Raw genomic sequence first — 25202 nt, 5'->3', positions numbered from 1 at the left:
GGTAAAGAAAGATATTATTAATGATAAAAATCCTTTTTAAAATATATTTTCAATTTTATTTTCTTAACCCCATTTCTTTTATAATATATCGATAACTGTCGATATCTTTTCTCTCTATATATTTCAGTAATTTTTTTCTTTTTCCTACTAATTTGACTAATGCTCTTTCTGTATTAAAATCTTTTTTATTCTTTTTCAAATGGGTACTTAAATTTTTTATGCGAAAAGTAAATAAGGCAATTTGCACCTTTGAAGATCCCGTATCTTTAACATTCTTTCCATAAGTACTATATATTTTTTCTTTTTGAACAGAATTCATTTTATCATAAATTTATAAATATTTTTCGTAATGTTGTATTTTTTCTTTATCCATTTCTAATATAGAATCAATATATTTTCTACTATTGTATAGACGAGGTATTTTATTTTGACCTCCAAGTTTTTTATTTTTTTTTAACCAATCGTAAAACACTCCATTTCTAGCTACCCATATGATAGGTGGACGTAAAATAATATTTTTATACCGTTTATCTTCATAATCGGAATTAATATATTTTAATTCTTTGTCCAAAATATATCTGAAATCAGACAAATTTTTAGGACGTTTTTTAAATTCAATGATCCATTCATGAGCTCCAGATTTTCCATGGTTCATATAAACTGGACCTGCTGTGTATTCATTCACAATTGAATTGGTCTTTTTACAAGCTTTACAAAGTGCTTGATCTGTATTTTCAATGATAATTTCCTCTCCAAAAGAATTAATATATAGGGATGTTCTTCCGGATATAGAAATCCGATATGGATGTTTATTGGTAAATTTTATAGTATCTCCAACAATATATCTCCACAATCCCGAATTAGTAGATATAACCATTGCATAATTTTTATTTAATTCTACATTTCCAATGGATAATATTTTTGGATCATCCTTGTTTAATTCTTCTACTGGAATAAATTCATAAAAAATTCCATGATCTAATAAAAGTAAAAGATCTTGTACTTTTTTTTGGTCTTGAATAGCAAAAAAACCTTCCGATGCACTGTATATATCGTAATAATGAATCGATTTATTAAATAAATTTTTGTATTGTTGTATATAAGGTTTTATATTCATTCCTCCATGAAATATTACTTCTATATTTGGCCATATTTCATCTATTTTTATTTTTTCAAATTTTTTGATTAATTTTTGTAAAAAAATGAGTAACCATGAACAAACTCCAAATAAAATTCTTACGTCTTGAAATCTTGTATTCGTTACAAGACTTTTCAATTTGATTTCCCATTCATTTATTAATGATATTTTTTTGGAAGGAACACAAATATTTTCTGCCCAAAAAGGCATATTTTTGATTAAAATAGAAGATAAATCTCCATAAAATGTATTGTAATTTTTATATGATTGAAAACTTCCTCCCAAACGAACTGCTTTTCCTAAAAATATTTTTGTTTGAGGATTATTATGTATATAAATCGATAAAACATCTTTTCCGGCTTTATAATGGCAATTTTTGATTGAATGACTTGTAATTGGAATATATTTACTTTTTTCATTTGTAGTTCCAGAAGATTTGGCAAACCATTTTACTTTTCCTGGCCACAATATATCTTTTTCTCCTTTTCGTACTTTTTTGATTAAAAATTTTAAATCAGAATATTTGCTTATAGGAATTCTTTCGGAAAATTGATGATATTTTTTGATATCGCAAAATCCATATTTTTTCCCAAATTCAGTATTTTTAGCATAAAAAACTAGTTGATTCATTAATCGATTTTGTGTATTAACTGGATATCTCATAAATAACTCTATATCTTTTATTCTTTTTTTGAGAAAAGAGTATGTTAGATATTCGGATAGATATTTTATCATTTCAATAATGAGTTTCTTTTTTTGAAAAATTGTATTATGTATTTTTTCTTGATAAATAAATAGATACAACTTCAAAAGTTAGTTTTTTTATACAAAAAACATCAAAATTATGATAATTTAATAACTTTTTCATTTTATTTCCATTAAAAGAAAAATTTTTAATAGATTCTTTTAAATAATTATATGCAAAATAATTGTTTGATAAAAAACCTCCTAAATTAGAAATAACAACATTCGAATAAAAATTATAAACCTTTTTTATCAATGAATTTGATGGATATGAAAATTCTAATATTTCTAAATATCCAAAAGGTTTTAATATTCTAAATATTTCTTTTATAGAAATATGAATGTACTGAAAATTTCTTAATCCAAAGGAAACAGTTGCTAAATCAAATGTATTATCTTCAAATGGAAGATTTTGTGAATATCCTTTAATAAATTTTATTTTTTTTTTTAAATAATTATTTTCTATTTTATTTTTTGCAATTTTTATCATTTGTATAGATGGATCTAATCCTATAATTTTTGCTTTATTAAATTGATTAGCTAGTAAGATAGCAAATGTACCTGTTCCAGTTGCTATATCTAATATTTTTTGTATTTTTCTATTTTTTATTTGACTTAGTAAAAAAATAGATTTTTTTCTCCAAAAAAAATCTAATCCCAATGATAAAATTTTATTGATAATATCATATTTTTTAGAAATATGATTGAAAGTCTTGTTAATTTTTTTTTCTTTTGATTTTAATGAAAAATATACTTTTTTCATGTTATTATAAAATTACATAATAAAATATAAAAAGAAAAAATTATAATTTTTTCTTTTTATATTTTATTTTTTATTAAACCATTTTATTTATTTCATAATGATTCGATCTATTATCACAGGTACAGGTCATTATTTACCTAGAAAAATTATAAAAAATAGTGATTTTTTGAATCATATATTTTATGATAATCAAGGTGTTAAAATAAACAAATCAAATATAGATATCATTAAGAAATTTGAAAATATTACAGAAATATTAGAAAGAAGATATCTTGATAAAAATTTATTGAATTCAGATATAGCGACGATTGCGGCAGAAAAAGCTTTAATTGATTCGAACATTTATAAAGAAAAAATAGATTACATTATATCGGCTCACAATTATGGAGATATCAATCCTATTACTTTTCAATCTGATTTTATGCCTTCTATATCTGCAAGAATAAAAAATAAACTTCATATAAAAAATAAAAAATGTAGGCCATATGATATGATTTTTGGATGTTCTGGATGGATTGAAGGGATGATTTTAGCTAATCAACTTTTACAATCTAAATATGCAAAAAATATATTAATCACTAGTTCTGAAACCTTATCGAAGGTTGTTGATCCGTATGATAAAAATTCTATGATTTTTTCAGATGGAGCAGGAGCAGTTGTTTTATCAGCTATTGAGGAAAAATATTTCAAGAATGAAAAATATGGAATTATTCATTATGATAGTCAATGTCATAATAATGATGAATTATATTATTTAAATAACGGTCCATCTTTAAATCCAAATTATAGAAAATCTTTAATCAATATTAAAATGAATGGAAGACGCATTTATGAATATGCTTTAACAGAGGTTCCTAATATGTTAAAAAATATTCTTGATAATACAAATTTACATTTAAAAGATGTCAAAAAAATACTTATTCATCAAGCTAATGCAAAAATGGATTATGCAATATTAAAAAGATTATTGAAATTATATAATTATTCATCTAAAAATAAATTTATTTACAAAAATATTATGCCAATGACTATTCAAAAATTCGGGAATTCTTCAGTAGCAACAATTCCTACTTTATTAGATTTAATTCTTCATGAAAAAATGCCGTACCATAAGATCAACCCAGGTGATGTTATTTTAATGGTTTCATTAGGAGCTGGTATGAATATTAATGGAATGGTATATCGTTTCCCAAAAAAAAAATAATTTTATGAAAAAAAAAATACATCCAACCAATTATAGATTAGTTGTTTTTAAAGATATAAATAATGATCAGATTTTCATTTGTAAATCGACTGTGAATACTAAGGATTCTATTCAAATAAAAGGAATTATTTATCCATTATATAAAATGGAAATATCTAGTTATTCACATCCATTTTTTACAGGAGAAAAAAAAATATTTGTTAAAACAGGTCCAGCAGAAAAATTTAAGAAAAAATATGCAAAATATAAAAAACTTTAGTTTTATTTCAAATTGATTGATATTTATCTATGAATTTTATATTATATGATGGAAAAGAATGGAATCATTTATTTCCTATAACTCTTACTAGGTCTATTTCCGAAATACGGATGGGGATGTTTACCATGAAAGAAAGATGGGAAATATTTCTTAAGGAAAAAATTAAATCTATTTTTACACGATCTTTTCTTATGAAAAAGAATGATTTTTTTTTGGATAAAAAAAAAAATGAATTTAGAGATATATATTTAATCAATTCTTCTTTCATACCTAACGAAGAATTAATTTATATGATTTCTTTATTAGAAAATAATCAAGCTATTTTATTCAAAAATCAAATTGTAGTTGAAAAAAAAAAATATTATTCTTATGAAGAATATAACAAAAATATTTCTTTTTATTCATTCAATGATAATATTAAAAAAGAATTTAAGAAAACATATAGTGTCAAACAAGTTATACAAATACAACATTTGTGGAATCTTTTTATGCAAAATGAATTTATTTTAAAAAGTGATTTTTTGTTAAAAACAAAAAATAAAACTTCTTATTCATGTATAGGAACAAATTATATCATTCAAAAAAATAATCTTTTTTTAGAAGAAAATATCGAAACTAATAATGTTGTATTTGATGCAAAAAGTGGTCCAATATATATAGAAAAAGGAGTAAAAATTATGGAAGGAAGTGTTATGAAAGGACCAATTTTTATTGGAAATAATACGATATTAAATGTTGGATCTAGGATATATGGTGGAACAACTATTGGTTCTTTTTGTAAAATTGGAGGAGAAATTAGAAAATCGATCATATTTTCTTATTCTAATAAAGCTCATGATGGTTTTTTGGGAAATTCTGTTTTGGGAGAATGGTGTAATTTAGGTGCAAGTACTAATGTATCCAATTTAAGGAATGATTATCAATATGTTACGATATGGAATTATCAAAAAAAATTATTTTATCCTATAAATGTTCGATTTTTTGGAATGATCATGGGGGATCATTCTAAATCATCTATTAATACTCAGTTTAATACAGCTACAATAGTCGGTGTAAGTTCAAATATTTTTGGATATGGATTTCCTCCTAGATTTATTCCTTCTTTTTCTTTGGGAGGAAGACAAAATATGGAAAAAATATCTATGAAAAAAGTTTTTGAAACTTCTAAAATAGTGATGAAAAGAAGGAATAAAATATTTTCTTGTATGGAAAAAAAAGTATTGGAATATTTATATCATATATCAGATATATAAAATTTTATTTTGAAATTAAAAAATTCTTTTATGTTGAAACATAATTTAGGATTTCCTCGTATAGGAAATAAAAGAGAGTTAAAAAAAGCTTGTGAGGATTATTGGTCAAAAAAAATTAATTTAGATTCTTTATTAAGAGTAGGAAAAAAAATCAAAAAATATAATTGGAAAATTCAAGAATCATCTGGTTTAGATTTAATACCATGTAACGATTTTAGTTTCTATGATCATGTTTTAGACATGTCTTTTTTATTAGGTGTAATACCTGAATATTTTTTATCTATTCCTATGAAAAACGAAGTCGATTTATATTTTTCTATGGCAAGAGGTTTTCAGAAAAAAACATGGGATATTCAAGCAATGGAAATGACTAAATGGTTTAATACAAATTATCATTATATAGTCCCAGAATTTGAACAACAACAAAAATTCTCAATTTTCTCAAACAAAATATTTGAAGAAGTACAGGAATTAAAGAATTTTTTACATTCTACAAAAAAAATAAAACCTGTATTGATTGGTCCAGTTACTTATCTTTTTTTAGGAAAAGAAAAAAATGAATTATTCCAAAAAATGGATTTAATCGATAATATTATACCCATTTATATAGATATACTTAATAAATTATCATATATAGGAATTGAATGGATTCAATTAGATGAACCTATTTTATCTTTAGATTTATCGAAAAAAGAAATAGATATACTTCAATATGCTTATAAAGAATTTTCTTTGAAATGTTCTAGTGTTAATATTTTATTAACTACTTATTTTGAAGGAATTTCTGATAATATTTTTTCTATTATAGAAAATCGTTGTATTAAAGCATTACATATCGATTTAATAGAGAATTCAAATCAATTAAACACAATATTATCTTTTATAAAGAAAACCAAAATTATCTTATCAATGGGAGTGATTGATGGAAGAAATATATGGAAAAATAATTATTCTAATTCAATCAAATATATTGAAAAAGCAATTCAATCAATAGGATTCCATCGTATAATGATAGCTCCTAGTTGTTCTCTTTTACATGTTCCAATAGATATCGATGATGAAACGTTAATTCATTCGAATATAAAAAAGAAAATGGCCTTTGCAAAACAAAAAATTGATGAATTAAATGATTTAGAAAAAATTATTAAAGGAGATGGCCGTATTCTCCCAAAAAACTCATTAGATCTGAATAAAATTCAAGAAAAATCCAATCATCTTTTTAAAAACATTCAGAAGAAAACATATAATCTTAAAAAAGAATATATAAATAGAAAAAATAATTTTTTATATAGACAAAATAAACAAAAAAAAAAGTTTCGACTTCCATTATTTCCAACTACAACCATAGGATCTTTTCCTCAAACGAAAGAAATTAGAAAATTGCGAAATCGATTTCGAAAAAAAGAATTAAATCAAAAAGAATACGATGAACAAATTAAAAAATACATTGTTGATGTTATTAAAAAACAAGAAGAAATAGATTTAGATGTTTTAGTACATGGAGAATTTGAAAGAACTGATATGGTAGAATATTTTTCAGATCAATTAAAAGGTATTATTTCTACTAAAAATGGATGGGTTCAAAGTTATGGAAGTAGATGTGTCAAACCTCCAATTATTTATGGTGATGTTATTCGAGTTTTCGATATGACGACTGATTGGATTTGTTATGCTCAATCTCATACAAATAAATTAGTAAAAGGTATGTTGACCGGTCCTGTAACTATACTACAATGGTCTTTTGTAAGAGATGATCAACCTATATATGAAACTGCTTATCAAATAGCTTGGGCTATCAGAGAAGAAGTTTTATCTTTAGAAAAATCTGGTATACAGATTATTCAAATAGATGAACCCGCACTAAGAGAAGGACAACCATTAAGAAAAAAAAATTGGAATTTTTATTTTAATTGGGCCATTAATGCTTTTCGTATTTCTTCAAGTGGAGTAAAAGATGAGACTCAAATTCATACACATATGTGTTATAGTGAATTTAATGATATAATTGAACATATTGTAAATTTAGATGCAGATGTCATAACAATAGAATCATCTAGATCGAAAATGAAATTATTAAAATCCTTTTCCAATTTTTCTTATCCTAATGAAATAGGACCAGGAATGTATGATATTCATTCACCAAGAATTCCATCTAAAGAAGAAATATTGTATTTAATAAAAAAAGCTTGTATGTTATTCCCTAAAAAAAATATATGGGTTAATCCGGATTGTGGTTTAAAAACTAGAAATTGGAATGAAGTAGAAGTTTCACTGAAAAATATGACAAAAGCAGCAAAAATAGCAAGATCTGAATGTTTTTGTAAAAAGAATTCAAAAGATTAATGATTTCTATATATTTATAAAAATGATAATAAAATCCTTAAAAGAAAGAGAAAAAATAATAGTCAAAAAATTCAGAATTTTTCAAAATTGGGAAGAAAAATATGAATATTTAATCGAATTAGGAAAAAAATTAAAAAAAAAACCAAATATTAGATCAAATAATAAATTAATTTATGGTTGTCAGTCAAAGGTTTGGATTGATTCAACTTTTGATAAAGGACGAATTTTTTTTAAGGCAGATAGTGATGCTTTATTACCTAAAGGATTAGTGTCTATTATGATTTATATTTATTCGGGCCTTCCTCCTTATGAAATTATTTCTTCTAACTATCACTTTATATCAAAAATAGGATTTCAAAATTTTTTATCTCCTATTAGAGCAAATGGAATCATTCTATTCATAAAAAGGATCAAATTATATGCTTTTTATTTTGATAAAAAATATCTTAGATTAATCAAACATAATATAATTAAAAATAAATGAAATGATTCGAACTATTAATCCTGTAGATAATAAAATTTTACAAGAATATAATTTTTTATCGAAAAAAGAAATAGATAAAAAATTATCTATATCAAAAGATTCTTATCAAGAATGGAAATATTTTTCCATTCGAAGGAGAAAAGAATTTTTAAAAAGATTTTATTCTTGTTTAAAGAAAAATATATATGATATTGCATCTATCATTACTCAAGAAATGGGAAAACCTATTATTCAATCTATTTTTGAAATGAATAAAAGCATCGATTTATGTAAATATTATTATAATGTAAAATATAAAATATTTCGTAAAGAAATCAATAAAAAAGATGAATATGAAAAATGTTACATTAAATATGATCCAATAGGAACTATAATAGGTATTATGCCATGGAATTATCCTATTTGGCAAATTATTAGATTTTCTATTCCCAATTTGTTATTAGGAAATGTCATTATTATTAAACCTTCTCTTAATACCAGTGGATGTTCTGTTTTCTTAGAAAGAATATTCATAGAATCTGGTATACCAAAAGGAGTATTTCAGATTTTTTTGGTAAAAAATAATGAAATAGAATATATTATATCTAGTAATATAATACAAGGAGTATCTTTCACAGGTAGTCAAAATACTGGATCATTCATAGGATCTTTATCAGGAAAAAATATCAAAAAATCTGTCTTAGAATTAGGTGGAAATGATGCTTTTGTAGTGATGAAAGATGTAAAGAATATAAAAAAAATAGCAAAAATAGCAACTGAATCAAGATTAAATAACACTGGTCAAACATGCATTTCTGCAAAAAGATTTGTTGTTGATGAATTAATTGTAGATGATTTCATTGACTTAGTAATTCAAGAAATGAAAACATTTCATCGGGGTGATTTATTTGACAAATCTACAAAAATAGGATATATATCTAGAAAGGATTTATCAGATAAATTATATAGACAATATATAAATGTAATTTTTCATGGAGGAAAAATATGTTTAAAAATAAAAAGAGATCAAAACTTTTTTTCTCCATCTTTATTAAAAGTGAATAAAATGAATAATGTAGTGAGAAAAGAAGAGATTTTTGGGCCTATTGGAATTATCATCAGTTATTCTAAAGAAAAAGAAATACCACATATTGTGAATAATACTCCTTATGGATTGGGTACATCTATTTGGACTATGGACATAGAGAAAGCTGAAAATATATCTAAAAATATAGATTCTGGTATGGTTTTTATTAATGATATGGTGAAATCGGATCCATCATTTCCCTTTGGAGGCGTTAAAAAGTCTGGATATGGAAGAGAATTGTCCACTTCATTTGTTGGAGAATTTTCCAATTGTAAAACTGTAGTGATTAAAAAATGTTTATAAAATTTTTCGCATTCTTGCGACAGGAATTTTCATTTGATCTCTGTACTTAGCTATTGTTCTCCGAGCTATTAAATAACCTTTTTTTTTCAATAATTCTGATAATTTTTCATCAGTAAAAGGCGTTTTTTTATTTTCATTAGAAATAGATTCCCATAAAATTTTTTTTATTTCAATAGAGGAAATTTCTTCTCCTTCTTTATTTTTCATTTTTTCCGAAAAAAAACTTTTGATCAAAAAAGTTCCATATGGTGTACTAACATATTTACTATTAGCGACTCGTGAAACTGTAGATATTCCTATTCCTATTTTGTGAGAAATGTTTTTTAAAATCATAGGTTTAATTTGAGATAAATCTCCAGTTAAAAAATATTCTTTCTGATATTCCATAATTGCTTTCATTGTTAATATTAATGTATTTGTTCGTTGTTTAATTGCATCAACAATCCATCTTGCGGAATCGATTTTTTTTTTTATGAAAGAAATAGTATTTTGTTTTTCCTGAATTTTTTTCGAGGATTTATAATATTTTAACATATTGAAATATATAGGTGATATTTTTAATTCAGGATTATTTTTATAATGTAAAGATAATTCTAATTTTTCATCTACTATATGTATAGTGAAATCTGGAATAAATTGATCCGAATTTTTGAACCCATCAGAAAAAATTTTACCAGGTTTTGGATTTAATTTCTTTATTTGAAAAATAGCTTTTCGAAGTTTATTTTTTTTTATTTTTAACTTTTGAATGAGTTTTCGATAATGTTTTCTGATAAAAAGTTCAAAATAATTTTGAATTATTTTTTTTGCTAGACATATTTCTTGATTTATTTTTTTTTTTGATAATTGAATTAATAAACATTCTTTTAAGTCTCTAGAACCAACCCCTATTGGTTCTAATTTGTGGATATACTTTTCGATTAATTGTTCTAATTTTTCTTTTGTTACTGATATTCCAAGTATTAAAAATATATCATCTGCAATAGATTTTATTTTTCTTCTTATATATCCATTACCATCTATATTTCCTAATATAAAATCAGCGATTAATAAATCGTCCTGATTTAAAAAACGAAAAGTATGCAATTGATTTTTTAAATAATCTTGAAAAGATGTTTTATAAGTAATAGCATTGTAAACATAATCAGTAGATAAATTTTTTTTATTATTATTTTTATTTCCTGTAAAATTTTCTATTTGATTGTTATTTATATATTCATTTTTTCTTGTACTATTTATTGATGGATTGTCGATGTTTAATATATCATTTTCTAATATATCTGTACATTCTTCATAAGAAGATTCTTCTAAATCTAAAGCAGGATTTTCTTCTAACTCTTGTTGAATTGTTTTTTCAAAGTCTAATGTAGACAATTGTACTAATTTCATTAATTTTATTTGTTTTGGAGATAGTTTCTGTTTTCCTTTTTGTAATAGTTGTTGTTTGAACATTTTTAATAATTTTTTTCATTAAAATTCTGCATGATTTGGAGTTCTTGGAAATGGAATGACATCACGTATGTTGTTCATTCCTGTGATAAATTGAACTAATCGATCAAAACCTAAACCAAATCCACTATGGGGAATGCTCCCAAATCTTCGTGTGTCTAAATACCACCAAAGTTTAGATTGATCAATATTTTTTTTCTTCATTTGTTTTAACAAAAAATCATAACGTTCTTCTCTCTGAGATCCTCCAATTATCTCTCCTATTTCTGGAAATAAAATATCCATAGCTTTTACTGTTTTTCCATCGTTGTTTAGTCTCATATAAAATGCTTTAATACAAGAAGGATAATCGAATACAATAACAGGTATTTGATTATAATATTCATTGACTAAATATTGTTCGTGTTCCGATTGTAAATCATCACCCCATAAAATTTTATGAAAAAAATTTATATTTTTTTTCTTTCTTTCTTGGTTCAATATTTGTATAGCATCTGTATAACTAATTCGTTGGAATGGATGTTTTAAAATAGATTGTAATTTTTTTAAAAGAAGACCATTTTTATCTTTTTTTTGATTCCATTTTTTTAAATTTTCATCTAAAAAATATAAATCTTCAGCACAATTATTAATAACATATTGAATCACAAATTTTAATAAATTTTCAGCTAAATGAATATTTTCTTCTAAATGATAAAAAGCTATTTCTGGTTCCACCATCCAAAATTCGGATAAATGCCTAGAAGTATTTGAATTTTCCGCTCGAAACACAGGTCCAAAAGTATACACTCTTCCTAAACCTAAAGAAGCAGCTTCTGCTTCTAGCTGTCCCGATACGCTTAAATAAGTTTTACATCTAAAAAAATCATGTTCATGACATTCCAAATCTTTTTTTGAATTAATTGTAGTTATTTGAAACATTTCTCCATTTCCTTCACAATTTGAAGTCGTTATAATTGGAGTATTTAAATAAAAAAAATTATGTTCGTGAAAATATTTATGTATAGAAAAAGCTATATGGTGTCGGATTCTCATTACACAACTAAATATATTTGTCTGAAAACGTAAATGTGATTGTTCCCTTAATTTTTCTAGATTATGTTGTTTTGGTTGTAAAATAGATTTTTGAATAATTTTTGTATTGACCGATTTATATATAAATATATTCAATGATTTTAATTCTATATACTGTTTTTTTCCTTTACTTTTTTGTATTAATCCTATTACTTGAATAGAAGATCCAATTGTAATTTGTTTCAACAAATTTTTATCTAATTTTTTTGGTAAAATAATTTGTAAATTACTAACTGTAGAACCATCATTTAAAGAAATAAAAATAGAATGGCGAAAGGATCGAATCCATCCTTCAACTAAAACTTTGTGATGTAAATAAAGAAATCCTTTATCTAATATCTTTTTAACCGAATATTTTTTCATCAATGATGAAATATTGATTATATTTTTAGTATATTTTCTTTTTTATGAAGAAAAAAATCATCTATTTTTCGAATAAATTCATTTGTGGTTTTTTGTATTTGTATTTCTCCCTTTTTCTTTTCATCATCGGAAAAATTTAATTTTTTGATAAATCTGTTATTCTTCTTTCTTATGATTCTTATAGATATTTTTTCCTCTTCTGTTTGAATTTTTATTTTTTTCAAAATATTTTTTCTTGTTTCTTCTGTTAGAATAGGAATATGAATATGTATATATTCACCTTTATTAGTTATCATAAATCCCAGATTTGCTTCTATCATAAATTTTTCTATATCTAGTATATTAGATCGATCCCAAGGATGAATGTGGATATTCATATTGTCTACAACAGTAATATTCGATATTTCCCACAATGGAACATATGTTCCATAACATTTTACTTTTATTTTTCCTATATAATCTGAAATAGATTTTCCACCTAAACGAATGCGATTTATCTCTTCTTTAAATTTTTCAAAAGAATTGTTCATTTCTTTTTTACAAGAAAAGAGGATTTCGTTTAATGTTTCCATATTTTCAATGATTTTTGGTTACTAGAGTTCCAATTTCTTCTCCTGATATTAATTTTTTAAAATTTTCTTTTCTATTAATATCAAAAATAATAATTGGTAAATTATTTTCATTTCCTAAAATAAAAGCAGTTTGATCCATTACTTTTATTCCCATTTGATAAACCATATCAAATGATATGTTCTTAAATTTTTTAGCATATTTGTCTTTTTCTGGATCTCTAGTATAGATTCCATCCACTTTAGTTCCTTTCAGTAAGACATCTGCTTTTATTTCTAGAGCGCGTAATACAGCAGCCGTATCTGTTGTAAAATATGGATTTCCTAATCCTGCTACAAATATGACTACTTTTCCCTTTTCAAGATTTTTGATAGCACTATGTATTCCAAAAGGTTCTGCTATTTGATCCATTCTAATAGCAGTTTGTATAGATGTGCTTACACCTACATTTTTTAAATAAGCTTGAAAAGCAATTCCATTCATAACAGTAGCCAACATTCCTATGTAATCACCTTCAACACGATTAATTGTTCTTTTTTTGATTTTAGAAAAACCTCTGAATATATTCCCTCCTCCTATCACAATAGCTACTTCTCCTCCCATATCTATTACTGTTTTAATTTCTTGAGCATATTGTTGAAGACGATGAGAATCAAGTCCAAATTCATTTTTTCCCATAAGAGCTTCTCCGCTTAATTTTAATAATGATCTTTTATACTTCATGAAAAGGATATTTATTCAAAAATATATATTGTATTAGATATGTAATAAAAATTTTATGGAAAAATTCCTAGTTTTTCATATGAATCTACTATTTTTTGAATAGCATATACAAATGCAGCCGTACGCATATTTTTTATTTTGGATAATTTTTGCAATTCGCGAATTTTATGAAATCCAATAATCATTGTATCTTCCAATCCACTTCTAATTAAATCGATTTCTCTAGCCCCTCTTAAAATAATTTTTTTTTCTTCATTCGATATTTTTTTTTTGGAAATAGTTTCTATTACATGTAATAATTCTGCATTCATATTTTCACTAAACCTTTTTTCCATTCTACCATAACGAACATGACTTAAATTTTTAAGCCATTCAAAATAGGAGACAGTAACTCCACCTGCATTTAAATATATGTCTGGAATAATAATGATTCCTTTTTTTTCTAAAATATCATCCGCTTCTGGTGTAATTGGTCCATTAGCTGCTTCTCCAATTATTTTTGCTTGAATTCGATTTGCATTATTTTTATGTATTACGTTTTCCAATGCTGCAGGAATTAATATATCACATTTTAATTCTAAAGCTTGTTCTGTTTTTTTTATATTTTTTGCTTTTGGAAAATTTAAGATAGATCCTGTATTCTTTAAGTGAAGAATGACTTCAGAAACATTTAATCCTTTTTCATTATAAATTGCTCCTTCTCTTTCTGCTAGAGCTACAATGATGGCCCCTTCTTCATGAAAAAAATGAGCTGCATGATATCCTACATTTCCTAATCCTTGAATAATAACTTTTTTTCCAACTAAACCTACAGTCAAACCAACGGATAACATTTCTTCTTTTATTTTACATAACTCTCTGACACCATAAAAAACACCCAATCCTGTAGCTTCTTTTCTACCGCGAACACCTCCTTGAGAAATGGGTTTACCTGTTACACAGGCTAATGCATCTACATCACCAGGACTAATAGATAAAAAAGTATCAAAAATCCAACTCATTTCCTTTTCACCAGTTCCATAATCTGGAGCTGGAACATCAATTCCAGGACCGATAAAGTTTTTTTTAATTAATTCCGAAGTATAACGACGAGTTATTTTTTCTATATTTTTTTCTGATATAGTTTGAGGATCAATTTTAATTCCACCTTTCGCTCCTCCAAAAGGAACATCTACAATAGCGCATTTATAAGTCATTAAAGCAGCTAAAGTCATTATTTCATCTTGGTTTACTTTAGTACTAAATCGTATTCCACCTTTACATGGAAGTTTATGATGAGAGTGTTGTACTCTATAAGCTTCAATTACTTGTATTTGTTTCCCTATTTTTACAGGAAAATGCATCCGGTATACCGCATTACATGATTTAATTTGTTCTAAAAGACCTTTTTCAATAGAAATAAATTGTGAAGCTTTGTCGAAATTTTTTTCTACACAACTAAAAAAACCATTGATAATAGTTTTATTTTGAAATTTCTTTAACATAAGAAAGTTTTTTACATATTTATAAATTTATAGTGAAAAAATTATTTTGTATTATGCAAGAATATGAAATTTTTTGATTGTATTTTTTAATTCATGAAAATTATAATCATTCTTTTTTAAAACAAAACATGTGCTAAAATTTTATTTTTTATTTTTCAGAGTATAAAATATTTATTATTTTTTTAGGTATTATAATTATTTTTTTAAAATATTTTTTTTTCATAAATAGTTTTGTTTTAGAATGAGATAAAATTTTATTTTTTATTTTTTCTATTGTTAGATTACGATGAAATTTTTCTAAAAATTTTAATTTTCCATTAAACATAACTGGATATGTTATGTTTTTCTCTATAAGAAATTTTTTGTTATGAATAGGAATAGAGTAATATACAATAGATTTTTTTTTTCCTAATTTTTTCCATAGTTCTTCAGATATATAAGGAGAAAAGGAGGAAAATAATTTTGTTAAGGGTTCTAATATTTTTCTTTTGTTACATTTTATAGTTATTAAATCATTTACAGCAGTCATAAATAAACTAATACAAGTGTTAAAATGAAACAATTGGATTTTTTTATTTATGTTATATATAGTTTGATGTAAAATTCGAAATTCTTGAAAAGATGGATAATCTTCACTTATTTGAAAGACGCCATTTTTATGAAATAAACGCCAAAATTTATTTATAAAGTTTTTTATTCCATTGATTTTTTCATCATTCCAAGGTTTTGATTGAGTAATAGGACCTAAAAACATCATATACAAACGTAATACATCTGCTCCATATTGTTTTGAAATATAATCAGGTGTTATGACATTATATTTTGATTTGGACATTTTTTCTAATTTTCTTTTACAAAAAAAATATCCATTTTCTAATACAAAAATTGCATTATGAAATTTGGGATGATTTTTTTTAAAATGATTTATATTCAGTTCATTTTTATTTTTTATTAAAAAAATGTCTACATATATTTCTTGATATAAAAAAATACTTTTATTATTTTTTAATCCATACGAAACAAAAATGTTTTTTCCAATAACTTTTAATATCATAGCAGATTTATTTAAAATCATACCTTGATTTATAATTTTTTTAAATGGTTCTTCAGTTTGTATCCATTTTCTATCTTTTAAAAATTTATGCCAAAATCTTGCATATATTAAATGTCCAGTTCCATGTTCCGATCCTCCTATATATAAATCTACATTTTTCCAATAATCTTCTTTTTTTTTATCTACAAAATTATTTTTGTTATGTGTATCCATATAACGGATAAAATACCAGCTAGATCCAGCCCAACAAGGCATTGTATTTGTTTCCATTGGAAATATCTTTTTGTAATCAATCAGTTTATTAGAAACTATTTTCATATTTTTCTCATCCCATGCCCATGTTTTTGATCTAGACAAAGGAGGTTTTCCTTCTTTTGGATGAAAGTTATTTATTTTAGGAAGGATAATAGGTAATTTTTTTAAAGGAATGGAAATAGGGATTTTTTTTTTAAAAAAAATAGGAATTGGTTCTCCCCAATATCTTTGTCGGGAAAAAATTGCATCACGAATTTTATAACTTGTTTGAATGCTTCCTTTATGTTCTTCTATTAAGATTTTTGTTATTTTTTGTTTTGCTTTATATACAGTTAATCCATTCAAAAAATTAGAATTGATACATTTTTTATTTATTTTTTTTTCATGACATGAAATCACTTTTTTAAATTTTATATCAAATTTTTTTGAAAATTCTTCACTTTTTATATCATGGCCAGGAATTCCTATCATTGATTTTGTTTGATGATCAACAGGGAAAAAATCACTGATATAAATAGGAATTCTCTCTCTTGTAATAGGATGAAAAACATAATTACCTGTAAAAATACCTGAAATATTTTGTTTTAAATTGTGATTTGTAAAACGATTTGTTTTAATATAATGATCTATATCATTTTTATAATGTGAAAGGCCAATTTGTTTGGCTAATGGATGATCTGTAGATAATACAATAAAATATATTCCAAATATTTTTTCTGGACTGAAAAAAAATACTTGAAGTTTATTATCTTTATTATAATGAATAGGATAAACGATATCTAATAATATTAAAATACCAATCGATTTACCTATCCAATTTAACTGAAGTTTTTTTAAAGATTTGGAACAATTAATTAAATCCATTCCTTTTATTAATCTATCTGCGTATGCACTAATTCTTATATGCCATTGAACCATTTTTTTCTTATAAACTAGAAAACCTCCTCTGATACTCTTTCCATTTTTTATTTCATCGTTAGCTAAAACAGTACCTAGTCCAGGACACCAATTAACGATATTTTTACATAAATAAGCTAACCTATATTTTTGTAATATGAACTCTTTTTCAGAGAAATTAAATTGTTTCCATTTTTTATAGTTAAATTTATATTGATACGAAGTATATGCTTGAATGTTATTATTTCCATTCTTATTAAATTCATCTATTAATAAATGAATTGATTTAGCTTTGTCATCTTTTTGATCATACCAAGAATTAAAAAGTTGGATAAACATCCATTGAGTCCATCGATAATAATATGGATCGCTTGTACTTAATTTTCGACTCCAATCAAAAGATATTCCAATTTTATTTATTTGATAGGTATACATATTTTCATTTTGATAAGTTGTTTTTATTGGGTGTTGTCCAGTTTGAATTGCATATTGTTCTGCGGGTAATCCAAAAGAATCAAATCCAATAGGATTGAGTACATTAAATCCTTTCATACGAAGGTATCTTGCATAAATATCTGTAGCAATATAACTAATACAATGTCCTACATGTAATCCACTTCCAGATGGATAGGGAAACATATTTAATATATAGTATTTTTTTTTTCTCTTTTTATATTCTTTAACGTGAAAAATTTCATTTTTTTTCCAAAAAATATTCCAGTATTTTTCAATTTCACAAAAATTGTATACCATTTTTATATGTTTTTAACATTTGATGATAAAAATTACAATGATTTTATTATGTAATTTTGATTTTCTTTGAAAAGAATTTTAGAAAAATATATAATGAAAATCATTTTTAGTCAAACTAATTATCAAAAAAAATAATGAAAATGTTTTTTAATGATCATAAAAATAATTTTTTATCTAAAAAATTATTAAACAAGCAAACTATTGAAAATTTAGTTAAATTAATCCATCTTCATCCAAATGAATCCTATAATATATTTAGTTTATTGACATTATGTAAATCGATTTCTGTATTTAAAGTTTTAGATGATCCTATTAAAACAAAAATTATAGAAAACATGTCTTCCAATGAAAAAATGGATTTTCTAAATAATTTATCAGTAGATGATCGTGTTTCTTTTTTAGAAAATCTTCCCAATCACTTTTTAAAATATCTAATTCAATATTTAAATACAGAAGAAAAAAAAAAAACTTTAATGTCATTAGGATATCCTGAAAATAGCGTAGGCCGTTTAATGATACCTTATTATCTTGCAGTAGAAAAAGATTGGAAAGTACAAGAAGTATTAGATCATATTCGAAAAGAAGTTAAAGATAGTAATTTTATAGAAATTATTTACATCGTTGATCAAGATGGTAAATTAATTGATAACATCAAAATAAAAGAATTTTTATTGGTTGATCCAACTATCAAAGTTTCCGTTATAATGGATAACCAAAATCCAGTTTCATTAAAAGTAACAGATACAGAAGAAGAAGCAACGAAAATATTTTCTATTAATAATAGAGTTTCTTTACCCGTAGTAGATGATCAAAATCATTTATTAGGAATAGTGACAATAGATGACATTTTATGGGTATTAAATGAGAATTATCGAGAAAATTTTCAAAAAATAGGAGGAATGGAAGTAATCAATCAATCTTATCTTCATGTTCCTTTATTTAAATTGATAAAAAAAAGAGCAGGATGGTTGATTTTGTTATTTGTAGGAGAAATGTTTACGACAACAGTAATGCAACAATTCTCAAGTGTTCTAGAAAAAGCTATTGTTCTTTCTATATTTATCCCTTTAGTTGTGTCAAGTGGTGGAAATAGTGGATCTCAAGCTTCTAGTTTAATTATTCAAGCTATGGCTTTAGGAGAAGTGAAAATTAAAGATTGGTGGTTAGTTATGCAAAGAGAAATCATTTGTGGATTTTGTTTGGGTAGTATTTTAGGAATGACTGGTTTTATACGTATTATTACTTGGCATCATACTAATTTAGTAAATTATGGATCTCATTGGTTATTAATAGGATTGACAATATTTTTTTCTTTAGTTGGAATTGTTTTATGGGGTACATTGAGCGGATCTATGTTACCTTTTATAATTAAAAAATTTAAAGGAGATCCTGCTAGTTCTTCTGCTCCTTTTGTAGCTACACTAGTAGATGTAGTTGGTTTAATTATTTATTTTTCTATATCATACATGATTCTTAGTGGTACTTTATTATAAAACATGTTCAGTCCCTCTACATTTTTCTAATATTTTTTGAAAATCTTTAGGTATGGGACTGAAAAAATGACATTTTCCATTGAATGGATGAATAAAAGAAAGTGATATAGCGTGTAAAGCTTGTCTTTTTAGTATTTTCATACAATCATTGAATAATAATACATATTTATTGGACAATTTTTTAATCATATATGTTTTTACACCTCCATAAACAGGGTCTTGAAAAACTGGATGACCTATATATTTAAAATGTACCCTTATTTGATGAGTTCTCCCTGTTTTTAGTTGACAAGAAACGAATGTTAAATATTTAAATCTTTCTAATATTTGATATTTTGTTATTGAATATTTTTTATGATTGTTACTTTTTTCACGAAATAGACTCATTTTTTTTCTGTTTTTAGAATTTCTTCCAATAAATCCAGTAATCTCTCCTTTTTTTTTTTTCAAAATACCCCAAACTAATGCTACATATTCTCTTTGAATTGTTTTATTTTGAAATTGATGCAATAAATATTCTTGCGAAAATTTATTTTTAGCAAAAACTAAAAGACCAGAAGTATTCTTATCTAATCGATGCACTATTCCACCTCTATACATATTTCCTAAATCATAATGACAATGATATTTAATACCTTGAATTAAAGTTCCTTTTTCATTTCCAACTCCAGGATGTACTACGATTCCAGCTGGTTTATCAATTACAAGAACATATTTATCTTCATAAACAATCTTTATCTTTATTTTTTCTTCTGAAATATTATTGTAATCTAAATATGTATTTTTTAAAGAATGAATATAAAATTGAAATTTTATACAATCTAAAAATTTAACTTTATAATTATTTTTTACAGGATTATCGTTCACTAAAATATTTTGTATTTTCGAATATTTTTGAATTTGATTTCTAGTCATGTTTTGAATTTTTAGACTTAAAAATTTGTCAATTCGCATTGGTTTATCTAAGTGTTCATTTACAATAATTTGTATTTTTTTTATATCTTTTTCCATATGATTTTTTAATATGTTGTTTCCAAAAAATATATTATCAAGTATTTTTTAGTAATTGAAGTTGTAAAAATTACATTTTATGATGGATTTTTCTACTTATTATGAAGTAGACTTTGATTCATTTATAGATATTGATTCTTCATTCATATTTTTGGTATCGTCTAATTGATAATCTAATGAACAATTGGGTTTATCTTTTAAAACATTTAAAGTAGTTGAATCTAATGTTTTTTCACCTTTTTTCATAAAATTATTATTTACTTTTAAACGAATTTCTATAGGATTTCTTTGGTCGTATATTTGTCCAAAAATTGGTTTTTGGTTATATACTTTTGATTTTTTTTTTTGATCCGCCTCTTCATTCATATTTAAATTGTCATAATGAAAATGAATAATATTGAATGATTTTTTTTTTAAAATAAACATAGCTTTATCTAAAGATAGTCCAATCACGTTAGGTACAATTTTAAAATAATTTTGATCATAACCCTTTCCGATAAATAAAATGATTTCGTTTTGATCAGGATGCAGAATATATCCTGGATTTATTTTTTTTCCTTTATAAAATACTTTGATTACAAAATCTTTGGAAAAATTTGCAATGTAATATACTTTTTGAATCAAAATATTGTTTGCATGAAGTAATTTGATAGCTATATTTTTGTTTTTATTTATAATATCAGGAAGAATAATATATTTTGATATAATTGAATTTATTTTTAAGTAAATTTTTCGTCCTTCTTTTACATGATCACCTTCTTTTGGAGAAGAGAATACTACTTGATTATTTTTATAATTTGGATTATAATTTTTTGATATCTCGATATCATATTTTAATTTTAATTTTTTTAATGATGAAATTGCTTGATATATATTAAAATGATGTAAATTAGGAACTACTACATAAGTACCATGTTTAGTATAAATATCAATCCATTTCAATGAAAATTGAGATATTTTATAAATAAAAAATATAGATAGTAATAAATTGATGGTAAAAACAAAAATATATTTCGAATAATTCATAGAAAAAACATGTTATTTAATACAATAAAAATTAAAAATTATTAATGAAAAATATAGCCGTTATTATGGGAGGATATTCTAAAGAATCTTCTATTTCATTAAAAAGTGGAAATACAGTTTATAAAAATTTATGTAATAAACAATTTCATTCATATTGTGTATATATTTTTAAGGATGAATGGTTTATGAAAGATGAAAATAATACAAAATATCCTATAAATAAAAAGGATTTTTCTGTAAATATGGAAAATAAATCCTTAAAATTTGATTGCATTTTTAATGCCATTCATGGAACTCCTGGAGAGGATGGAATGTTACAAGCATATTTTGATTTATTAAACATTCCATATACGGGATGTAATTTTTATCAATCAAATATCACTTTTAATAAAAAGTATTGTTTAAATATTTTAAGACACTTTGGAATTAATACAGCTAAATCCGTTTTTTTAAACAAAAATCAAAAAATTAATAAAAAAATTATTTTAGATAAAATTGGATTTCCATGTTTTGTCAAACCTAATAAATCAGGATCTAGTTTAGGAGTGAGTAAAGTATTTGTAGAAAAAAATTTAAATAATGCAATGGATGAAGCATTTAAAGAAGATGAAGAAATTATTATTCAATCTTTTCTTAAAGGAAAAGAAGTTTCAGTAGGAGTTCTTAAATTTAAAAACGAAATTCTTGTTTTACCAATAACAGAGATCATCAGTCAAAATGAATTTTTTGATTTTGAATCCAAATATTCTGGAAAATCCAAAGAAATTACACCTTCAAAATTGGCATATCATCTTGAAAATAAAATTAAATATATAGCTAAAAAAGTGTATAGAATTTTCAATTTATCTGGAATTACCAGATCTGAATACATCATTGTAAATGGAAAACCTTATTTTTTAGAAATCAATACTATACCAGGGCTTTCGGAAGATAGTATCGTTCCAAAACAATTCAAAATTGCAGGTATATCTTTATCAGATGTATTTTGTGATGAAATAAATCGGTCTATCGAACAGAAAACATGATTCATCGTTTTTTACAATGACACTTATTTGTACAAGTATTTTTTCTATTAGAAAAAATTAGTATAATGTTTTTAATTAAAATAAAAATTGAAAAAAGAAAAAATAGACCTATTATTATATATTCCCACCAAATATGATTTTCAGTATTTGGTAAATGGAGAAGGAAAAAATATAAGCGAGTAAGGTCATAGAAGTAAATTGAATAATGGGCCATTTCCATGATTTCGTTTCTTTTTTAATTATTGAAAGTGTAGTCATACATTGCATAGAAAATGTATAAAAAAATAATAGAGAAATTCCAGTACACAAGTTAAATTTATGTATTTTTTTGAAATTGTTATTTGTTTTTTTTGCTATTTGATAATCCGAATTATTTGATTTTTTTTCTATTTCATGTATAGAATTCATTGTACTAACAAAAACTTCTCTTGTTATAAAAGAAGAAAGTAAGCCGATACCCACTCTCCAATCAAATCCTAATGGATGAATAGCTGGTTCTATTCTTTTTCCTAATATGCCTAAATAAGAACGATCTAATTCTTTTTTTTCAATATTAAAAATTGAATTGTTTTTGATTTTATGTATATATGATGTTTTTTCAGGACCAAAAGATCCTAATACCCAAATGATAACATTAATCAGTAAAATTATTTTTCCTGTACTGAATAAAAAAGATTTTATATGGATCCATAAACTAATAAATATATTTTTAAATATAGGAATTTTGTAAGATGGAATTTCCATAATGAGATAACTTTTATAATTTTTTTTTAATAAAAGTCGATGAAATATGAAAGCAACACTAAAAGCAGAAAAAATTGCTATAAAATACATTGACATTAATATGACACCTCTTAAATGAATAATTCCCCATTTTTTATTTGGAATGGTCAAGGATATGATAAGAGTATAAATAGGTAATTTTGCTGAACATGCCATAAATGGTATAGATAAAATTGTAATTAACCGATCTCTAGAGCTTTCTATATGTCTAGAAGACATAATAGCCGGAATAGAACAAGCCATACCAGAAATGAGAGGTACGATACTTTTTCCATTTAAACCAAAAGGTCTCATGATTTTATCCATTAAAAATATAACTCGATTTATATATCCACTTTCTTCCATAAGAAGAATAAAAAACAAAAGAATAAAGATTTGAGGAATAAAATTTATAATGGTTATGATTCCAGGAAATATACCTTGAAAAAGAAAATTTTTTAAAGGTCCTGGGTTAATCAGTAATTTTAATTTTTGTTCTATTGAAAAAAAAATAGAACTGATTAATTTTTCAGGAAAATCTGAACAAAAAAATACACATTGAAAAATAAAAAATAAAAGAGTGAAAAAAAATAAGTAACCCCAAAAATAATGAACAATAAAATTATTATCTATTTTTTTTGAAAATTCTAAATATTTTTTTTTCCGATATGATACAGATTCGGATATAGTATTTGAAAATATTTTATTAATTTCTTCGTATCTATCTAGTATTTCCTTTACTTGAAGTCGTTTAGAAGTTATATTGTATTTTTTTTTTATTTTTTCTAAAAAAATTTTTTTTTTAAATATATTATTATTAGAAGCTAAATAAAACCAAGCTTTATAAGTACTTACATTATAAAATGTTTTTATATCATTTATAGCGAAAGAATAATATAAACCCGATTTAGAAAAAAACTTTTCTTGTTTTGGTTGAATTGTTATTAATTTATTTTTCAGATTATTCAATCCCAATCCTTTTCTTCCATTCAGAAAAATAATTTCTGTTTTAAGACATTGTTTTAGTTTCTTTACATTAATTGATATTCCTTTTTTTTCTGCTTCATCTATCATATTTAAAGTTAATAAGATAGGAAATCCTAAATCTTGTATCTGTCTAAATAAAAGAATACTTTTTTTTAAATTAGATGAATCAGCTACCAATATAATTTTATCCGGGTGATCTGAATCATTCAGATTTTCTAATAATCTACTTACAATTTCTTCATCTTCAGATGAAGGATATATACTATAAATTCCAGGTAAATCTATAATTTGATATTCAATATTTTTATGAAAAAAAAACCCGATTTTTTTTTCAACTGTTACTCCTAAATAATTTCCTATTTTTTGATTTAAACCTGTAAGTTGATTAAAAATAGAAGTTTTTCCTACATTAGGATTTCCTAATAATGCTAATTTAACGATATTTTTTGTTTTCATTACTTATGTATTTCAATAGGTTCTACTAGAATTTTTTCTGCTTCATCTTTTCGTAAAACTAAACAAGACTGTCCATAACTTATACATAAAGGATCATGAAAAATAGAAACAAAAATAATTTCAAATTGTATTCCAGGTAAAACTCCTAATTCTAATAATTTTAAAGTTATATTATCATTATAAAAACCTTTAATAATTCCTTTATCTCCTTTTTTAAGATCGGATAAATTCAAAATTTTACAAATTTAATAATTAAAAAAAAT

Annotated in this window: 21 protein-coding genes; 8 read left to right on the top strand and 13 right to left on the bottom strand. The window is 24.0% G+C overall.

The window, feature by feature from the left end; genetic code table 11:
- Positions 1-55 precede the first annotated feature (55 nt).
- The 3 genes from rpsO to ubiE are packed head-to-tail and all read right to left on the bottom strand — an operon-like array spanning position 56 to position 2645.
- On the bottom strand, positions 56-319 hold the full coding sequence (gene rpsO / locus H0H35_RS02410) for a 30S ribosomal protein S15 (RefSeq protein WP_185882867.1): 264 nt from the start codon (positions 317-319) through the stop codon (positions 56-58).
- 12 nt (positions 320-331) lie between these two features.
- On the bottom strand, positions 332-1873 hold the full coding sequence (locus H0H35_RS02405; RefSeq protein WP_185883196.1) for a GH3 auxin-responsive promoter family protein: 1542 nt from the start codon (positions 1871-1873) through the stop codon (positions 332-334).
- A 34-nt stretch (positions 1874-1907) separates the two neighbouring features.
- Positions 1908-2645 (bottom strand): bifunctional demethylmenaquinone methyltransferase/2-methoxy-6-polyprenyl-1,4-benzoquinol methylase UbiE, encoded by a 738-nt coding sequence (gene ubiE, locus H0H35_RS02400; protein WP_185882866.1) that lies wholly within the window; start codon positions 2643-2645, stop codon positions 1908-1910.
- 97 nt (positions 2646-2742) lie between these two features.
- Between ubiE and H0H35_RS02395 the strand changes: the two genes are divergently transcribed.
- From H0H35_RS02395 to H0H35_RS02370, 6 genes are read left to right on the top strand one after another with little or no spacing between them, the layout of a single operon-like run.
- A complete protein-coding gene (locus H0H35_RS02395; protein WP_185882865.1) occupies positions 2743-3849 on the top strand; it encodes a 3-oxoacyl-ACP synthase III family protein in 1107 nt (368 codons plus the stop codon).
- Positions 3850-3853: 4 nt separating this feature from the next.
- Positions 3854-4108, top strand: coding sequence for a type B 50S ribosomal protein L31 (locus H0H35_RS02390; protein WP_185882864.1), 255 nt, complete (start codon positions 3854-3856; stop codon positions 4106-4108).
- Between the two features lie 29 nt (positions 4109-4137).
- On the top strand, positions 4138-5361 hold the full coding sequence (locus H0H35_RS02385; protein ID WP_185882863.1) for a putative sugar nucleotidyl transferase: 1224 nt from the start codon (positions 4138-4140) through the stop codon (positions 5359-5361).
- A 30-nt stretch (positions 5362-5391) separates the two neighbouring features.
- Positions 5392-7704: a 5-methyltetrahydropteroyltriglutamate--homocysteine S-methyltransferase gene (metE, locus tag H0H35_RS02380; protein ID WP_185882862.1), complete on the top strand. Its 2313-nt coding sequence runs from the start codon at positions 5392-5394 to the stop codon at positions 7702-7704.
- Between the two features lie 22 nt (positions 7705-7726).
- Positions 7727-8188 (top strand): SufE family protein, encoded by a 462-nt coding sequence (locus tag H0H35_RS02375; RefSeq protein WP_185882861.1) that lies wholly within the window; start codon positions 7727-7729, stop codon positions 8186-8188.
- Position 8189: 1 nt separating this feature from the next.
- The gene (locus H0H35_RS02370) at positions 8190-9557 is read left to right on the top strand and encodes an aldehyde dehydrogenase family protein (protein WP_185882860.1); all 1368 of its coding nucleotides are present in this window, start codon (positions 8190-8192) and stop codon (positions 9555-9557) included.
- Here H0H35_RS02370 and rpoN read toward each other — a convergent pair.
- The 6 genes from rpoN to leuS form a co-directional block, all read right to left on the bottom strand.
- Positions 9552-11009, bottom strand: coding sequence for an RNA polymerase factor sigma-54 (gene rpoN, locus H0H35_RS02365; RefSeq protein ID WP_185882859.1), 1458 nt, complete (start codon positions 11007-11009; stop codon positions 9552-9554). The two genes, H0H35_RS02370 and rpoN, sit on opposite strands and share 6 nt — an antisense overlap.
- Before the next feature lie 18 nt (positions 11010-11027).
- Positions 11028-12446, bottom strand: a complete 1419-nt coding sequence (gene asnS / locus H0H35_RS02360; protein ID WP_185882858.1) for an asparagine--tRNA ligase — start codon at positions 12444-12446, stop codon at positions 11028-11030.
- A 14-nt stretch (positions 12447-12460) separates the two neighbouring features.
- Positions 12461-13015 carry a ribosome-recycling factor gene (locus H0H35_RS02355; RefSeq protein WP_185882857.1) on the bottom strand — a complete coding sequence of 185 codons (555 nt, stop codon included), beginning with the start codon at positions 13013-13015 and terminating at the stop codon, positions 12461-12463.
- Between the two features lie 4 nt (positions 13016-13019).
- Positions 13020-13736 (bottom strand): UMP kinase, encoded by a 717-nt coding sequence (gene pyrH / locus H0H35_RS02350; protein WP_185882856.1) that lies wholly within the window; start codon positions 13734-13736, stop codon positions 13020-13022.
- Positions 13737-13789: 53 nt separating this feature from the next.
- Complete coding sequence (locus H0H35_RS02345) at positions 13790-15220, bottom strand: Glu/Leu/Phe/Val family dehydrogenase (RefSeq protein WP_185882855.1); 1431 nt, start codon at positions 15218-15220, stop codon at positions 13790-13792.
- A 148-nt stretch (positions 15221-15368) separates the two neighbouring features.
- Complete coding sequence (leuS, locus tag H0H35_RS02340) at positions 15369-18179, bottom strand: leucine--tRNA ligase (RefSeq protein WP_185882854.1); 2811 nt, start codon at positions 18177-18179, stop codon at positions 15369-15371.
- Positions 18180-18319: 140 nt separating this feature from the next.
- Between leuS and mgtE the strand changes: the two genes are divergently transcribed.
- Positions 18320-19672: a magnesium transporter gene (mgtE, locus tag H0H35_RS02335; RefSeq protein ID WP_185882853.1), complete on the top strand. Its 1353-nt coding sequence runs from the start codon at positions 18320-18322 to the stop codon at positions 19670-19672.
- On the opposite strand, the gene H0H35_RS02330 is transcribed toward mgtE, so the two are convergent.
- Positions 19667-20683, bottom strand: coding sequence for an RluA family pseudouridine synthase (locus H0H35_RS02330; RefSeq protein WP_185882852.1), 1017 nt, complete (start codon positions 20681-20683; stop codon positions 19667-19669). The two genes, mgtE and H0H35_RS02330, sit on opposite strands and share 6 nt — an antisense overlap.
- Before the next feature lie 99 nt (positions 20684-20782).
- Positions 20783-21709 carry a PASTA domain-containing protein gene (locus H0H35_RS02325; protein WP_185882851.1) on the bottom strand — a complete coding sequence of 309 codons (927 nt, stop codon included), beginning with the start codon at positions 21707-21709 and terminating at the stop codon, positions 20783-20785.
- A 44-nt stretch (positions 21710-21753) separates the two neighbouring features.
- Between H0H35_RS02325 and H0H35_RS02320 the strand changes: the two genes are divergently transcribed.
- Positions 21754-22734, top strand: a complete 981-nt coding sequence (locus tag H0H35_RS02320; RefSeq protein ID WP_185882850.1) for a D-alanine--D-alanine ligase — start codon at positions 21754-21756, stop codon at positions 22732-22734.
- 114 nt (positions 22735-22848) lie between these two features.
- Here H0H35_RS02320 and feoB read toward each other — a convergent pair whose 3' ends face one another.
- On the bottom strand, positions 22849-24939 hold the full coding sequence (feoB, locus tag H0H35_RS02315; protein WP_185882849.1) for a ferrous iron transport protein B: 2091 nt from the start codon (positions 24937-24939) through the stop codon (positions 22849-22851).
- The gene (locus tag H0H35_RS02310; RefSeq protein ID WP_185882848.1) at positions 24939-25172 is read right to left on the bottom strand and encodes a FeoA family protein; all 234 of its coding nucleotides are present in this window, start codon (positions 25170-25172) and stop codon (positions 24939-24941) included. Before H0H35_RS02310 ends, feoB begins: the two co-directional genes overlap by 1 nt.
- Positions 25173-25202 lie beyond the last annotated feature (30 nt).

It is taken from the genome of Blattabacterium cuenoti (genome assembly GCF_014252435.1).
GTDB lineage: Bacteria > Bacteroidota > Bacteroidia > Flavobacteriales > Blattabacteriaceae > Blattabacterium > Blattabacterium cuenoti_X.
Note: the sequence above shows the minus strand (reverse complement) of the source record. Positions and strands in the feature narration are given on the sequence as shown.